14 protein-coding genes, 1 tRNA gene and 1 pseudogene are annotated in these 14748 nt (G+C 65.2%); 14 read left to right on the top strand and 2 right to left on the bottom strand.

The features are described 5' to 3' along the window. Positions 1-191 (bottom strand): annotated as a pseudogene (locus F3J17_RS35630) (hypothetical protein); the annotation flags it as partial. A gap of 324 nt (positions 192-515) precedes the next feature. On the opposite strand from F3J17_RS35630, the gene def reads away from it, so the two are divergent. From def to F3J17_RS35560, 14 genes are all read left to right on the top strand, one after another. Then, entirely contained in the window at positions 516-1019 is a 504-nt protein-coding gene (gene def, locus F3J17_RS35625) for a peptide deformylase (protein ID WP_167070490.1), read from the top strand. Between the two features lie 48 nt (positions 1020-1067). After that, positions 1068-2066, top strand: a complete 999-nt coding sequence (gene fmt / locus F3J17_RS35620) for a methionyl-tRNA formyltransferase (protein ID WP_167070488.1) — start codon at positions 1068-1070, stop codon at positions 2064-2066. Positions 2067-2077: 11 nt separating this feature from the next. Then, positions 2078-2722, top strand: a complete 645-nt coding sequence (locus F3J17_RS35615) for a LysE family translocator (RefSeq protein WP_167070486.1) — start codon at positions 2078-2080, stop codon at positions 2720-2722. Between the two features lie 130 nt (positions 2723-2852). Then, the gene (gene htpX, locus F3J17_RS35610; RefSeq protein WP_167070484.1) at positions 2853-3710 is read left to right on the top strand and encodes a zinc metalloprotease HtpX; all 858 of its coding nucleotides are present in this window, start codon (positions 2853-2855) and stop codon (positions 3708-3710) included. A 193-nt stretch (positions 3711-3903) separates the two neighbouring features. After that, the gene (gene rsmB, locus F3J17_RS35605) at positions 3904-5376 is read left to right on the top strand and encodes a 16S rRNA (cytosine(967)-C(5))-methyltransferase RsmB (protein ID WP_167070482.1); all 1473 of its coding nucleotides are present in this window, start codon (positions 3904-3906) and stop codon (positions 5374-5376) included. Beyond that, on the top strand, positions 5373-5963 hold the full coding sequence (locus F3J17_RS35600) for a DUF4390 domain-containing protein (protein WP_167070480.1): 591 nt from the start codon (positions 5373-5375) through the stop codon (positions 5961-5963). Before rsmB ends, F3J17_RS35600 begins: the two co-directional genes overlap by 4 nt. Further along, positions 5953-8391 carry a PAS domain-containing sensor histidine kinase gene (locus tag F3J17_RS35595; RefSeq protein WP_167070478.1) on the top strand — a complete coding sequence of 813 codons (2439 nt, stop codon included), beginning with the start codon at positions 5953-5955 and terminating at the stop codon, positions 8389-8391. The genes F3J17_RS35600 and F3J17_RS35595 overlap by 11 nt, the downstream gene beginning before the upstream one ends. Continuing rightward, the gene (esaR, locus tag F3J17_RS35590; RefSeq protein ID WP_167070476.1) at positions 8392-9078 is read left to right on the top strand and encodes a response regulator transcription factor EsaR; all 687 of its coding nucleotides are present in this window, start codon (positions 8392-8394) and stop codon (positions 9076-9078) included. A gap of 85 nt (positions 9079-9163) precedes the next feature. Then, positions 9164-9239: transfer RNA gene (locus tag F3J17_RS35585), tRNA-Phe, on the top strand. Between the two features lie 230 nt (positions 9240-9469). Then, positions 9470-10204 (top strand): 7-cyano-7-deazaguanine synthase QueC, encoded by a 735-nt coding sequence (gene queC, locus F3J17_RS35580; protein WP_167070474.1) that lies wholly within the window; start codon positions 9470-9472, stop codon positions 10202-10204. 285 nt (positions 10205-10489) lie between these two features. Next, entirely contained in the window at positions 10490-11122 is a 633-nt protein-coding gene (gene queE, locus F3J17_RS35575; RefSeq protein WP_167070472.1) for a 7-carboxy-7-deazaguanine synthase, read from the top strand. Between the two features lie 29 nt (positions 11123-11151). Beyond that, a complete protein-coding gene (queD, locus tag F3J17_RS35570) occupies positions 11152-11595 on the top strand; it encodes a 6-carboxytetrahydropterin synthase QueD (protein WP_027815874.1) in 444 nt (147 codons plus the stop codon). A 261-nt stretch (positions 11596-11856) separates the two neighbouring features. Then, complete coding sequence (locus F3J17_RS35565; protein ID WP_167070470.1) at positions 11857-12639, top strand: aldolase/citrate lyase family protein; 783 nt, start codon at positions 11857-11859, stop codon at positions 12637-12639. A gap of 71 nt (positions 12640-12710) precedes the next feature. Next, positions 12711-13361, top strand: a complete 651-nt coding sequence (locus tag F3J17_RS35560; RefSeq protein WP_240161274.1) for a tetratricopeptide repeat protein — start codon at positions 12711-12713, stop codon at positions 13359-13361. An 88-nt stretch (positions 13362-13449) separates the two neighbouring features. Here the strand turns inward: F3J17_RS35560 and rodA are convergent, their stop codons facing one another. After that, entirely contained in the window at positions 13450-14616 is a 1167-nt protein-coding gene (gene rodA / locus F3J17_RS35555; protein WP_167070466.1) for a rod shape-determining protein RodA, read from the bottom strand. Between the last annotated feature and the right edge of the window lie 132 nt (positions 14617-14748).

Genomic DNA, 14748 nt, shown 5'->3' with positions numbered 1-14748 from the left:
CGCGCGGCTTCACCGCCCGCAACCGCGGCAAGTGCGTCGAAAGGCTGCGCCAGCACCCGCAGCGGCAGGCCGAATGCGCCAAGCAGGGCGCGCAGTGCAGCGGGCCTCAGGCCGCGCGCGTGCGCGAGGCGCACCCAGGCGCTGAGTTCGTCGGTAGTAAGCGGTAATGGGGCACGTATTGCAGCAAGCATCGGCGGAACTCTGGTCTGCGGGCGAAGCCTGGCCCGTCGTGTTAAAATTTTCACTATCCGAAATACATTTGCGACGCCGTGACGCATCGTCACGGCGGGCCCCCGGCATGGCGCCGGAAGGCCGCGTGGCGGCGCTTTCGCCCCGCCGCCGAATGTGCGCGAGTGTGCACAACGTGGCCCGCGGCGCGTTGATTCCGGTCGATTTGTCCGTATATCGTCCGCATATCTTCTGTTTTCCGCGTGCGGCCCACCAGTTGGCCGAACGGCTAACGCAACACCGCCCTGGCGCACGCCCCGCGGCGCCTAACGAGAAACCTGTCGAACATGGCTCTACTGAACATTCTTCATTACCCGGACAAGCGCCTGCACAAGGTCGCCAAGCCGGTCGAGGTCGTCAACGACCGCATCCGCAAGCTCGTCGCCGACATGGCCGAAACCATGTACGCAGCGCCCGGCGTCGGCCTCGCGGCGACCCAGGTTGACGTGCACGAGCGCGTCGTGGTGATCGACGTGTCCGATGCGCACGACGAACTCCAGGTCTTCATCAACCCGGAAATCATCTGGTCGAGCGACGAGCGCGAGATTCACGAAGAGGGTTGCCTCTCGGTTCCCGGCATCTACGACGAAGTCGAGCGCGCGGAAAAAGTGCGCGTGCGCGCCCTCAATGAGAAGGGCGAAAGCTACGAAGTCGATTGCGAAGGCCTGCTCGCCGTGTGCATCCAGCACGAAATGGATCACCTGATGGGCAAGGTGTTCGTCGAATATCTGTCGTCGCTGAAGCAGACGCGCATCAAGAGCAAGATGAAGAAGCTCGAACGTGCGATGTAAGTTCGCGCGCCACGCCTTTTCCTTGTTCGTTTTGATTTGCCCGTGCCCATGAGCCATTCCCTTCGCGTGATTTTTGCCGGTACGCCGGAATTTGCCGCCGCCGCGCTTGCCGCGATCCACGAGGCGGGCTTTCCCGTGCCGCTCGTGCTGACCCAGCCCGACCGTCCTGCCGGACGCGGGATGAAGCTCCAGGCGAGCCCCGTCAAACGCTACGCCGAAGAGCATGGCATCCCCGTCGCGCAGCCCACTTCGCTGCGCCGCGCGGGCAAGTATCCGGAAGAGGCCACGGCCGCGCTCGACCTGCTCAACGCCACGCCGCACGACGTCATGGTGGTCGCCGCTTACGGGCTGATCCTGCCGCAGGAAGTGCTCGACATTGCGCCGTCCGGCTGCATCAACATCCATGCGTCGATCCTGCCGCGCTGGCGCGGCGCCGCGCCGATCCACCGGGCGATCGAAGCCGGCGATGCGGAAACCGGCATCACGCTGATGCAGATGGACGCGGGTCTCGACACCGGCCCGATGATTTCCGAAGTGCGCACGCCCATCACGCCCACCGATACGACCGCGACGCTGCACGATCGCCTCGCGACGCTCGGCGCGCAGCTGGTGGTGGACTGGCTCACGCAACTCGAACGCACCGGCCAGCTGCCGATTACGCCGCAGCCTTCCGAAGGCGTGACCTACGCGGAAAAAATCGGCAAGCAGGAAGCGGCGCTCGATTTCCGTCGTTCCGCCGAAGCGCTGGCGCGCCAGGTGCGCGCCTTCGATCCGTTCCCGGGCGGCGCGGCCACGCTGGACGGCGCGCTCATCAAGCTGTGGGCCGCCGAAGTCGCGCAGGACGTGACGGTGCCCGCAGGCAGCGAGCCGGGCCAGATTCTCGACGTCTCGCCCGCTGGCGTGGTGGTCGCATGCGGCGAGGGCGCACTGCGCTTCACGCAGCTGCAAAAGCCGGGCGGCAAGCGCCTGCCCGCGCGCGAATTCCTCGCCGGGATGCCGCTTGCGGCCGGGCAGCGTTTCGCGCTCAACGACGCCCCCGCGGCATAAGAGAGAACGCCATGCTCGGCATCACCCATTTCGGCTTCTTCCTGGTCGCGGTCCTGCTGCTGAACGTCACGCCGGGCCCGGACACGGCCTATATCGTCGGCCGCAGCGTCGCGCAGGGTCGCAGCGCGGGGCTGGTGTCGGCGCTCGGTATTTCGGCGGGATGCTGCGTGCATGCGCTTGCCTGCGCGTTTGGATTGACCGCGCTGCTGGCGGCGTCGGCCACCGCGTTCACCGTCATCAAGCTGGTGGGCGCGTGCTATCTCGTCTATCTGGGCGTGCGGCTGATTTTCGCGAAGCAAAGCGATGCCGCCGCCGAAGCCAAACCGGCTGCGACGAGCGTTCAGCCGCGTCCGCTGCGCCAGTTGTTCCTCTCGGGCTTCTGGACCAACGTGCTGAACCCGAAAGTCGTACTGTTCTTCGTATCGTTCTTCCCGCAGTTCGTCACCGTGACGAGTTCGCACAAGATTCTGGCGTTTCTCGCGCTCGGCGCGGTGTTCGTGCTGATGAGCACGGCGTGGAACAGCTTTATCGCGTGGATCGCGGGCAGCGTTACCGCGCGCTTTTCGGGCAAGCCGGGCGTCAAGAAGTGGCTCGACCGCACCGTCGGTTCGGCGTTCGTGGGCTTAGGCGTACGTCTCGCGACGACCGTGCGCTGAGATTGAATTTTTCCGAACCGTCCATATCTAACAAATCGCTTACAATGCGCTCGCCGTCGCCGGGACATGACCCGCGCGGCGAGCAATTCGACGACCGATTCGATATTTGATGGGTGAAGGAGCACAGAACATGTTCAACTGGGTCAAAACCGCGATGTTGATGGCCGCGATTACGGCCCTTTTCATCGCCATCGGCGGCATGGTCGGCGGGCGCAGCGGCATGATGCTGGCGCTCCTGATCGCGCTTGGCATGAACTTCTTTTCGTACTGGTTCTCGGACAAGATGGTCCTGCGCATGTACAACGCGCAGGAAGTGGACGAGACCACCGCGCCGCAGTTCTACCGCATGGTCCGCGAACTGGCCACGCGCGCGAACATCCCGATGCCGCGCGTCTACCTGATCAACGAAGACGCACCTAACGCGTTCGCCACCGGCCGCAATCCCGAACACGCCGCGGTGGCCGCGACCACCGGCATCCTGCGCGTGCTCTCCGAGCGCGAAATGCGCGGGGTGATGGCGCACGAACTGGCGCACGTGAAGCACCGCGACATCCTGATCTCGACGATTTCGGCGACCATGGCCGGCGCGATTTCGGCGATCGCCAACTTCGCGATGTTCTTTGGCGGCCGCGATGAAAACGGCCGTCCCGCCAACCCCATCGCGGGCATCGCCGTGGCGCTGCTCGCGCCGATCGCGGGCGCGCTGATCCAGATGGCGATTTCGCGTGCGCGCGAATTCGAAGCCGATCGCGGCGGCGCGCAGATTTCGGGCGATCCGCAGGCGCTGGCTTCGGCGCTCGACAAGATTCATCGCTACGCGCAGGGCATTCCGTTCTCGGCCGCCGAGCAGCATCCGGCCACGGCGCAGATGATGATCATGAATCCGCTGGCGGGCGGCGCGATCGCCAATCTGTTCTCGACGCACCCGGCAACGGAAGAACGCATCGCGCGTCTGATGGAAATGGCGCGCACGGGCCGCTTCGATTAAGGCTTACGTCGATCATGATGAAAAGGGCAGACCACGGTCTGCCCTTTTTCTTTGCGCGCGCAAAACGCGTTGCCGCTTTTGCGTGACGGCGACTGAGCGGCGTTGCGCCCGCGCCACGCTACAATGGCTCGCTTGTGTTCCCGCTTATGCATCATTCGCCGTGCTTCGGTGCGGCCCGCTTTCCGGTTTCTCCATGACATCCAGTTCTTCCCGCCGTCCGTCCGGTTCCGGTTCATCGCGCTCCCAACATCGCGGTGCGCGTCCGGGTTCGCCGAAGGCCGGCACGTCCGTGCATCTGGCCCCCGACTCGCTCGGCTTCGCGCTCGACCAGGCGGCCCAGGCCGTCACCGCGGTGCGCGCGGGTGCGGCGTTGCCGGCGGCGCTTTCGGGCGCCTTTGCGGCCTTGCCTGCCGAAGTCGCATCGACGGCGCGTGGCGCGGTACAGGACATCGCCTATCGCACGATGCGGCGGCTGGGCATCGTGGATTACCTCATCAAGCAGCGCGTGAGCAAGGCGCCGCCACCGCCCGTGCTGAACCTGCTCGCGTGCGCGCTGGCGCTGCTCGTCGACGACGAAGCGCACGCCGCCTACACGCCCTTCACCGTGGTCGATCAGGCCGTGCGCGCGATTGGCGCGCGCCGCGAAGCCGCTTTCGCAAAGGGCCTCGTGAACGCCGTGCTGCGCGGCTTCCTGCGCGAGCGCGAAAGCGCACTGGCGGCAGCGCAAGCCGATGAAGTCGCGCGCTGGAACTATCCGCAATGGTGGATCGACGCGATCCGCCGCGCGTGGCCCGACCAGTGGCAGACGATTCTCGAAGCGGGCAACACGCACGGTCCGCTCACGCTGCGCGTGAACGCGCGCCGCACGAATACCGCCGATTACCTCAAGCGCCTCGCTGACGAAAACATCGCGGCAACGCAGATCGGCGACCATGCCGTGCGCCTCGCCGCGCCGCTGCCGGTCGATCGCATTCCCGGCTTCATGGCGGGCGACGTGTCCGTGCAGGACGCGGGCGCGCAACTGGCCGCACCGGCGCTCGACGTGCGCGACGGCATGCGCGTGCTCGATGCGTGCGCCGCGCCTGGCGGCAAGAGCGGCCATCTGCTCGAACTTGCCGACATCGACCTGATTGCGCTGGAAAGCGACGCCGCGCGCGCGGCGCGCATCGGCGAAAACTTCGTGCGTCTGGGTTTCGCGCAAGGCGATGAAGAAACGAAGGGTGCACGCGTCGTGATCGGCGATGCGGGTGTGCCCGACGCCTGGTTCGACGGCCAGCTGTTCGACCGCATTCTCGCGGACGTGCCGTGCTCGGCATCGGGCATCGTGCGCCGCCATCCCGATATTCGCTGGCTGCGGCGCGCAAGCGATATCGCGGCGCTCGCGCAGGAGCAGCGCCGCATCGTCGATGCGCTGTGGGGCCTGCTCAAACCGGGCGGCGAACTGCTCTACGTGACCTGCTCGATCTTCCCCGAGGAAGGCGAGAACCAGGCGCGCTGGTTTGAAAGCACCCACGCGGATGCGGTACGATTGGACGCTCCGGGGCAACTGCTGCCTGCCGGGCGTGATGCCGATGCGGCTAGCTCCGTCGGCACTCAGGCCAGCCCCGTTCCCGATCGCACCGCAGATCACGACGGTTTCTTCTACGCGCGCTTTCAGAAACGGTGACCATCAAACGCTTCTTCCCGCTGCGCTTCGCGGCTCTGATCTGGCTCGCGCTGGCCTTCGGCATGTTTGCCGTCACGCCTGCGCGCGCCGATTCGATCTCGGTGCAGCGCGCCTCGCTGCAGGCCGACGGCACCGGCTGGAGCCTCGACGCCCGCTTCGATTTCGAGCTCAACAGCAGCCTGGAAGACGCGGTCAACAAGGGCATCCCGCTCTACTTCACCACTGATTTCGAACTCACGCGCCCGCGCTGGTACTGGTTCGACGAACAGCCCGTGAGCGTGTCGCAAAGCATTCGCCTGTCGTTCCAGCCGCTCACGCGCGAGTACCGCGTATCGAGCGGTGGCCTGCAGCTCGGCTTTTCGACGCTCTCGGACGCGCTCGCCGTCATCAAGCACGTCACGTCCTGGCACGTGATCGAGCGCAATCAGGTGCATCCGGGCGAGACCTATACGGCGTCGGTGCGCATGCAACTCGACGTGGCGCTCATGCCCAAGCCTTTCCAGATCGACGCGGTCAACAACCGCGACTGGAACCTTGCTTCCGACTGGAAGCGCTTCAGCTTCACGGTGACCGATCGTGCTAAATAAAGTGCGCCGCGCCACCGGAGGCAGCTTCAGCAGCTTCGTCGTCAGGCTGCTGGTGTCGACCGTCGCGCTCACCGCGACGCTGCTCCTCGTGCTGCTCGCCGCCGCGAGCGCCAACACCGAATTCTTCGACCGCTATTACGGCTGGCTCTACGCGGCCAATATCGGCGTCGCCATCATCTTTTTGTCGGTGGTGACGGCGCTCGTGATCGTGATCGCGGTGCGCTTGCGGCGCGGCAAGTTCGGCACGCGATTACTCGCCAAACTGGCGTTTTTCTTCGCGCTGGTGGGCGTGGTGCCGGGCGGCATCATCTACATCGTGTCGTACCAGTTCGTGTCGCGCTCGATCGAATCGTGGTTTGACGTGAACGTGGAAACCGCGCTCACGGCGGGCCTCAATCTCGGGCGCGGCATGCTCGATGCTTCGCTGTCCGATCTGCAGACCAAGGGCCGCCTGATGGCCGAGCAGATCGCCAATGGCGATTCGGCGGGCACGACGCTCACGCTTTTGCGTGCGCGCGACCAGTTCGGCGTGCAGGACGCCACCATCGTCGAGCCGGTGCGCAGCATGTCGGGCGCAGCGCCGGACATGCATGTGGTGGCGCAGGCTTCGAGCAACTTCTCGTCGCTGATGCCGGCCGATCTGCCGAGTCAGTTGATGATCGATCAGGCGCGCGGACGCGGCTATGCCGCGATCGAAGGCGAGGTCGATGGCGACCCGCGTCTGCACGGTCCAAAGGGCGCGCTGCGGCTGCGCGTGGTGACACGCATTCCCGATGGCAACACCACCGACCTGCAACCCGCCGAGCGCTTCCTGCAACTGGAGCAGCCCGTGCCCGCCGCGCTCGCGCGCAACGCGGACGCCGTGCAGCGCGCCTATCGCGAATACCAGGAAAAGGCGCTGGGCCGCACGGGCCTGCGCAAGATGTACATCGGCACGCTCACATTGGCGCTGTTCCTCGCGACCTTCGTGGCGATGATGCTGGCGCTCGCGCTCGGCAATCAGCTCGCGCGGCCGCTGTTCCTGCTCGCGCAGGGCACCAAGGAAGTGACCGAGGGCGACTACACGCCTAAACGCGAAATCAAGTCGCGCGACGAACTGGGCTTCCTCACGCAGTCCTTCAACGCAATGACGCGCCAGCTTTCCGAAGCGCGTCTTGCGGTCGAGAAGAACCGAGTCGCGCTGGAGCATTCGAAGGCGTATCTCGAAAGCATCCTCGCCAATCTCACGGCGGGCGTGTTCGTGTTCGACCGGCAGTTCCGCCTGACCACGGCGAACCCCGGCGCGGAACGCATCTTCCGTCATCCGTTCGAGACGCAGCTCGGTCTGCCGATCGATCATGTGGCCGCCTTGGGCGACTTCGCGGCGATGGTGCGTAAAGCCTTCGCCGATCAGGAAGCCTCGCGCAGCCACGGCGAAGGCAACGACGTCGATCGCGGCCACTGGCAACAGCAGTTTTCGGTGCCCGTTGCGGGCGAAACCGATCCGCTCACGCTGCTCGTGCGCGGCGCGCGCCTCGTCTCGGACACGGGCCGCGACGCCGGCGACATGCAGACGTCGGGCTACGTGGTGGTGTTTGACGATATTTCGGACGTGATCTCGGCGCAGCGTTCGGTTGCGTGGGGCGAAGTCGCGCGGCGTCTCGCGCATGAGATCAAGAATCCGCTCACGCCGATTCAACTGTCGGCCGAACGCCTGCAGATGAAGCTCACCGACAAACTCGCACCCGCCGACGCCGAAGTGCTCAAGCGCGGCGCGACCACCATCGTCAATCAGGTCGCGGCGATGAAGCAGATGGTCGACAACTTCCGCGACTACGCGCGCACGCCGCCGGCGGTGCTGGCGAGCCTGCAACTGAACGATCTGGTGAGCGAAGTGCTCACGCTCTACGGCGCGGAAGAACACAAGAGCACGATCAAGGTCGAGCTGTCGAATCTGCCCGTGATACGCGGCGACGCCACGCAATTGCGTCAGGTGATCCACAACCTGCTGCAGAACGCGCAGGACGCGGTGGGCGACACCGCGACGCCTCGCGTGACGCTGGAGACGCGGGCCGTAGAATACGGCGATCCGGACGCGGACGGCCGCACGCGTGTCGCGGTGCGTCTCACGGTCTCGGACAACGGGCCGGGTTTTCCTGCGCGAATTCTCACGCGCGCGTTTGAACCCTATGTGACGACCAAGGCCAAAGGAACAGGACTCGGGCTTGCGATGGTCAAGAAGATCGTCGACGAGCACGGCGCGCGCATCGACATTCGCAATCGCATGAAGGCGGGCGATGTGATAGAAGGCGCGCAGATCTCGATTCTCTTTCTCCAGCTGGCGGACGACACCGCCCCGGATGCCGTCACCAGCGGCAAACCGGGCGAGGGCCGTGCGCGGGCGGCGGGGCAAGGAACAAAAGCAACAGTGCAGACAAGGGCAGCGTAAATGGCAACCATCCTGGTGGTAGACGATGAAATGGGCATCCGGGAATTGCTCTCGGAGATCCTCAGCGACGAAGGACACGTCGTGGAGCTCGCGGAGGACGCGCAGCAGGCGCGTGAATTCCGTCAGCGTCAGGTGCCGGACCTGGTGCTGCTCGATATCTGGATGCCGGATACCGATGGCGTCACGCTCCTCAAGGAGTGGGCGGCGCAAGGTCAGTTGTCGATGCCCGTCATCATGATGTCGGGGCATGCGACGATCGACACGGCGGTCGAGGCGACCAAGATCGGCGCGCTCAACTTCCTCGAAAAACCGATCGCGCTGCAAAAGCTGCTCAAGGCGGTCGAGCAGGGCCTCGCACGCGGTACAGCGGCGCAGGCGCCGGCTGCGGGCGCGCCTGGCGCCAAGCCCGCGGCGGGCGGCCCGGCGGTGGTGGCTTCGGCGGCGGCGCTGCCGGTGCTGGGCGGCGACTCGCCGGGCGTGAATGCGGCGCAGACGGCTTCGATCTCGTTCGACATTCCCCTGCGCGATGCCCGCGACGCATTCGAGCGCGCCTACTTCGAATATCACCTCGCGCGCGAGAACGGCAGCATGACGCGCGTGGCGGAAAAGACCGGCCTTGAGCGCACGCACCTGTATCGCAAGCTCAAGCAGCTGGGCGTCGATCTCGGCAAGAGCAAGGGCGAGTGAGACGTTGTGGGCGAGCCTTTTCGAAAAGTTTTGAGAAAGGGCTTGCACAACATGAATAAAGCCCCTATACTTTCCCTTCTTCGTTGGCCCGGTAGCTCAGTTGGTAGAGCAGCGGATTGAAAATCCGCGTGTCGTTGGTTCGATTCCGACCCAGGCCACCAGAATTTGTAGAGAGCCCCAGGAGATCGCAAGATTCCTGGGGCTTTTTCATTGGCGGTCCCCGGTTTCTAACCGGTAACCGCCGGATATCAGCGGTATAAAGTGGCGCCGATATCGTCGCCAGGGCTGCGGCCTATACTGCTTGGGCCGGCCGGCGACAGCCCGGGCCGGTCCGCCCGGCGGGTTTCGAAGGCTCGCGACCGCGCGGAACCTCTCAACTCGGAGTTTCACGGTGACTCGAACAGAAACCAGGAACGGCGCGCTCGTGCTGTTTTCCGGCGGCCAGGACTCGGCGACGTGCCTCGCATGGGCACTCGACCAATACGACACGGTCGAAACGCTCGGCTTCGATTACGGCCAGCGCCATCGCGTCGAACTGGAGTGCCGTGAGGGCTTTCGCGCCGCCATCGCACGCGAGTTTCCCGATTGGGCCGAACGTCTCGGCGAAGATCACATGATCGATCTGTCGGTGCTCGGTTCGATCAGCGACACCGCCATGACGCGCGAAATCGAGATCGAAACGGCCGCAAGCGGCCTGCCGAACACCTTCGTGCCGGGCCGCAACCTGATGTTCATGCAGATCGCGGCGGCCATCGCGTATCGTCGCGGCCTGCGCGTGCTGGTGGGCGGCATGTGCGAGACCGATTTTTCGGGCTACCCCGATTGCCGCGACGACACCATGAAGGCGCTGCAGGTCGCGCTGAATCTGGGCATGGACACGCGCTTCGTGCTGGAAACGCCGCTGATGTGGCTCGACAAGGGCGACACATGGCGACTCGCCGAGCAACTGGGCGGCGAGGCCCTGGTCGAACTGGTGCGCGTGGAAACGCATACCTGCTACGTGGGCGAGCGCGCCGAACTGCACGCCTGGGGCTTTGGCTGTGGCGAATGCCCGGCCTGCAAGCTGCGCAAGCGCGGCTACGAGGCTTACCTGGCGGGCGAGCAGGTCACGGAAGCGCCGGTCTGAGGGCGCTTGAGCTGCCGGCAACGCCGCAACGTAGTGACGGACGACGCACAAACGCAGCACAAATGAAGCACAAGCGAAGTGGCGCACGGGCAGCGCCCTTCGCGACGATCGAGCGACAGTGACGCGGCGATCAAGCGGTAAAAATGCGGTCTCCAGGCAGACTCGCCGCAAACACGACACAATAACGCCCGCAAGCACCGGCTCCCCACGAGCCTTCCCGTCGACGCCTCGTGATCCCAAGTTGAATCACGATCAGGCAACACAGGTATCAAACCAGGCAGCAGCATGACTTACGCGGTAAAGGAAATCTTCTACACGTTGCAGGGCGAAGGCGCGAACGCCGGGCGTCCGGCCGTATTCTGCCGGTTCGCCGGCTGCAATCTGTGGTCGGGCCGCGAGGAAGACCGCGAGAGCGCGCAGTGCCGTTTCTGCGACACCGACTTCGTCGGCACCGATGGCGAGAATGGCGGCAAGTTCCGCACGCCTGAAGAACTGGTCGCGATGATTGCGTCGCTCTGGCCGGAAGGCGAGGGCAACCGCTTCGTGGTCTGCACGGGCGGCGAGCCGATGCTGCAGATCGACCAGCCGTTCGTGGATGCGCTGCACGCGGCGGGCTTCGAAATCGCCATCGAAACCAACGGTTCGCTGCCGGTGCTGGAAACCATCGACTGGATCTGCGTGAGCCCGAAGGCCGACGCGCCGCTCGTGGTGACCAAAGGCAACGAACTCAAGGTCGTGGTGCCGCAGGACAACCAGCGTCTGGCCGACTACGCGAAGCTCGACTTCGAGTATTACCTCGTTCAGCCGATGGACGGTCCCTCGCGCGACCTGAACACGAAGCTTGCGATCGACTGGTGCAAGCGTCATCCGCAATGGCGCCTGTCGATGCAGACGCACAAGTACCTGAACATTCCCTGATTTTGTCTTTTTCCGCTGAAGCAGCCGTGCTGACGATCACCCGAAAACTCGAATTCGATGCGGGCCACCGCATTCCCGACCACCGCAGCCAGTGCAGGAACCTGCACGGCCATCGCTACGTGCTCGAAATCACGCTGCAAGGCGATACCGTCGAAACCGAAGGCGCGCCCGATCGCGGCATGGTGATGGATTTCGCCGACGTGAAAGCGCTCGCGAACCAGCATCTCGTCGATCTGTGGGATCACGCCTTCCTCGTCTTCGAAGGCGACACGCAGGTGCGCGGTTTCCTCGAAACGCTGCCGGGCCACAAGACCGTCGTGATCGATCGCATCCCGACGGTGGAAAACCTTGCCGCCATCGCGTTCGAGATCCTCGCGAACGTCTATGACGCGCACTACGGCGTGAATCTGCAACTGCACAAGGTGCGCCTGTACGAAACGCCGAACTGCTGGGCCGAAGTCATCCGCGACTAACGCGCCGATGTGCCTCACGGCGGCGGCATGGCCGCTCGCCGGGCTGTCGCCGTACCACGCCTGACGCGCCGCGCAAGGCCGGGTTTTCCACCCGGCCTGCGTACTTTTGGCGCGGTATGATCGCTTTCGCAAGGGCCTGCCGCTACCGGCGCGGCCCACATACAACGACGCATAACGAAAGCGAGACATGCCGGCCGTGGCGCTGCCGGGCCGCCTGGGCCCGCGCGACGCGCGTTGCGCTGCCTCGCCGGGAGCACGACGATGAGCACCTTCACCAATCCCCTCAAGGAACGCCTCCAGCTGGCCGAGCCCTTGTTCGGCCTGTGGCTGTCGATGGGCAGCGAAACCGCCGCCGAGGCGCTCGCGCATGCCGGTTTCGACTGGCTGCTGATCGACATGGAGCACGCGCCCAACGATAGCGGCGATATCTTCGCGCAGCTGCGCGCCATCGCGGCGGCGCATCTGCCGACCGAACCCGTGGTGCGCGTGCCGGCCAACGAGCCGTGGCTGGTCAAGCGCGTGCTCGACGCGGGCGTGCGCACGGTGATGTTCCCCAACGTGGCAAGCGCCGAGGAAGCCGCCCGCGTGGTGAGCTACACCCAATATCCCGATGCGAAGTCGCCGCATGGCCAGCGCGGCGTGGCGGGCGCGGTGCGCGCGGCGGCTTACGGCATGCGGCGCGACTACCTGCAAAGCGCGAACGCGCAGATCGCCTCGATCGTGCAGATCGAATCGGCGGCGGCGCTGGCCGAAGTCGAAAAAATCGCTGCGGTGCCGGGCGTCGATTGCCTGTTCGTCGGCCCGGCCGATCTGGCCGCGAGCCTCGGTCATCTGGGCGATGCGAAGCACGCCGACGTGAGCGCCGCGATGACGCGCGTCGTCGCGGCGGCGCGCGCAGCGGGGGTGGCGTCGGGCATCTTCGCGATGGACGCCGCGCAGGCGAAGCAGTATCGCGAAATGGGCTTTTCCTTTATCGCGCTGGCCGCCGACGTGGTCTGGCTGGTGCGCGCCACGCGTCAGGCGCTGCAGGAGGCACGGGCATGAAGCGGTCGAAAGCAGTAGGTGTGGCGTTTGCAGTAACGATGGCGCTGGCGGCCTTCAGCGGTGCGGTGAGCATGGCCAATGCGGCAGGCACGGGCGGTCAGCCCTCGGTGAGCGCAGAGTCCGATCCGCAAACGGCCAACGCCGTGGCCGACTACAACGCCGGCAATCTCGCGGTTGCGCGCACGGAATTCCAGAGCGCGGCGGCGCACGGCAACCGTCTCGCGCAATTCAACTACGCGATGATGCTGCTCAACGGCGAAGGCGGAGCCGCCGACGTGAGCGAGGGCCGCAAATGGCTGCACAAGGCCGCCGACGCCAACATGTCGCATGCGCAGTACGTGTACGGCAAGATGTTCGACGATGGTGACTTTGTCGACCGCAATCCGGTCGAGGCGCATCAGTGGTTCCTCAAGGCCGCGAAGCAGGGCCACGTGCAGGCGGAGCTGGCGCTGGCGAACCAGTTTCTCGACGGACGCGGCACCGGGCGCGACAACAAGCAGGCGTTCTACTGGTACAAAAAGGCTGCCGAGGGCGGCGACATGACCGCGCAATATGTGACCGGCTCGTTCTACGAACGCGGCGGCGACGGCGTGCCGAAGAACCTCAACGTCGCGCGCGCCTACTACGCCGCAGCGGCGGCGCAGGGGGATCCGGTCGCGCGCCTGAAGTTCCAGCAGTTGAGCGCGCAACTGATGAAGAACGCACCGGCGCAGCCGCAGTAATTCGCTGTTTCGGACTGCCCAAATGCAAACGCGCCGGTCGAAACCGGCGCGTTTTGTTTTCTACGCAAGATTCAGGCGCTACACGCCATCAGCTCTGCATCAGCCGCTTCTGCCGCCCGACGCTCATGATCAGGCCGATGGCGATGCCCAGCGTCGTCAGCGCCGTGCCGCCGTAGCTCATGAAGGGCAGCGGCACGCCCACCACGGGCAGAATCCCGCTCACCATGCCGATGTTCACGAACGCGTAGGTGAAGAACGCCATCGTCAATGATCCGGCCAGTAATCGTCCAAATAGCGTCGCGCCGTTGGCCGCGATATACAGCCCGCGCGCGATCAGACACATATAGAGCGTGAGCAGCACGATGCCGCCCGCCATGCCGAATTCCTCCGAGAACACCGCGAAGATGAAGTCGGTGTGCTTTTCGGGGATGAATTCCAGATGCGACTGCGTGCCCTTGAGCCATCCCTTGCCGAGTGGGCCGCCCGAGCCAATCGCAATCACCGCCTGAATAGTGTGGAAGCCCTTGCCGAGCGGGTCGGAAGTGGGATCGAGCAGCGTGCAGATACGGTGCTTCTGGTAATCGTGCATGAGCGGCCAGTTCACCTGCGGCTGGCAGATCTTGTCCTGGAACGCGGCAATCGAAGCCACCGCGATGATGCCCGCAATCAGCACCGGCACGATCAGCTTGAACGACAGGCCCGCGAAATAGATCACGAAGAAGCCCGAGGCGAACACCAGCACGGCGGTGCCCAGATCGGGCTGCTTGGCGATCAGGCCAACCGGCACGAGCAGGATGATGAAGCCCACCAGGAAGTCGTACCAGCGCATCACGCCTTCGCGGCGCTGGTAATACCAGGCCAGCATCAACGGCGTGGCGATCTTGAGAATTTCCGACGGCTGGATCACCACGCCGACGTTGATCCAGCGCTTCGCGCCCTTGCGCGTCAGGCCGAACGCCGCGACCGCAATCAGTAACGCGATACCGAAGGAGTAGATCGGCACCGCGAAGCGCATCAGCGTGTTGGGCGGCACATTGGCGAGACCCCACATCAGCACGAAGGTGAGCATGATGTTGCGCAATTGATCTTCGACGCGGCCCGGCACGTCCAGGCTCGCGCTGTACAGCGTGACGATGCCCACGCACAGCAGCAGGAACACGGTGAGCGCGAGCGGGCGGTCGAAGCCGAGGAACATCTTGCGCAGCGCGTCGAGCACGGCGCGCTTGTCGATCTTGTCGAACTGGAGGAGAGGCATGGTGGTTCCTTACTCGTCGATGCCGCCCGTGGCGGGCTTGGGCGGCGGCGCGAGCGTAGCCGCTTCGGGCGCGCTGGCGGGGCGGCGCGGACGATGCGGGCCGGGGCCGAAATGGCGCGGCAAGGAGGCGGC

It is taken from the genome of Burkholderia sp. Ax-1719, assembly GCF_011753055.1.
In the GTDB taxonomy this organism is placed as follows: domain Bacteria; phylum Pseudomonadota; class Gammaproteobacteria; order Burkholderiales; family Burkholderiaceae; genus Paraburkholderia.
This window is presented reverse-complemented; position numbering and strand designations above follow the sequence as displayed.

Coding starts and splice junctions, on each gene's coding strand:
- def (WP_167070490.1), top strand. CDS start 516: ATGGCTCTACTGAACATTCTTCATTACCCGGACAAGCGCCTGCACAAG.
- fmt (WP_167070488.1), top strand. CDS start 1,068: ATGAGCCATTCCCTTCGCGTGATTTTTGCCGGTACGCCGGAATTTGCC.
- F3J17_RS35615 (WP_167070486.1), top strand. CDS start 2,078: ATGCTCGGCATCACCCATTTCGGCTTCTTCCTGGTCGCGGTCCTGCTG.
- htpX (WP_167070484.1), top strand. CDS start 2,853: ATGTTCAACTGGGTCAAAACCGCGATGTTGATGGCCGCGATTACGGCC.
- rsmB (WP_167070482.1), top strand. CDS start 3,904: ATGACATCCAGTTCTTCCCGCCGTCCGTCCGGTTCCGGTTCATCGCGC.
- esaR (WP_167070476.1), top strand. CDS start 8,392: ATGGCAACCATCCTGGTGGTAGACGATGAAATGGGCATCCGGGAATTG.
- queE (WP_167070472.1), top strand. CDS start 10,490: ATGACTTACGCGGTAAAGGAAATCTTCTACACGTTGCAGGGCGAAGGC.
- F3J17_RS35565 (WP_167070470.1), top strand. CDS start 11,857: ATGAGCACCTTCACCAATCCCCTCAAGGAACGCCTCCAGCTGGCCGAG.
- F3J17_RS35560 (WP_240161274.1), top strand. CDS start 12,711: ATGGCCAATGCGGCAGGCACGGGCGGTCAGCCCTCGGTGAGCGCAGAG.
- rodA (WP_167070466.1), bottom strand. CDS start 14,616: ATGCCTCTCCTCCAGTTCGACAAGATCGACAAGCGCGCCGTGCTCGAC.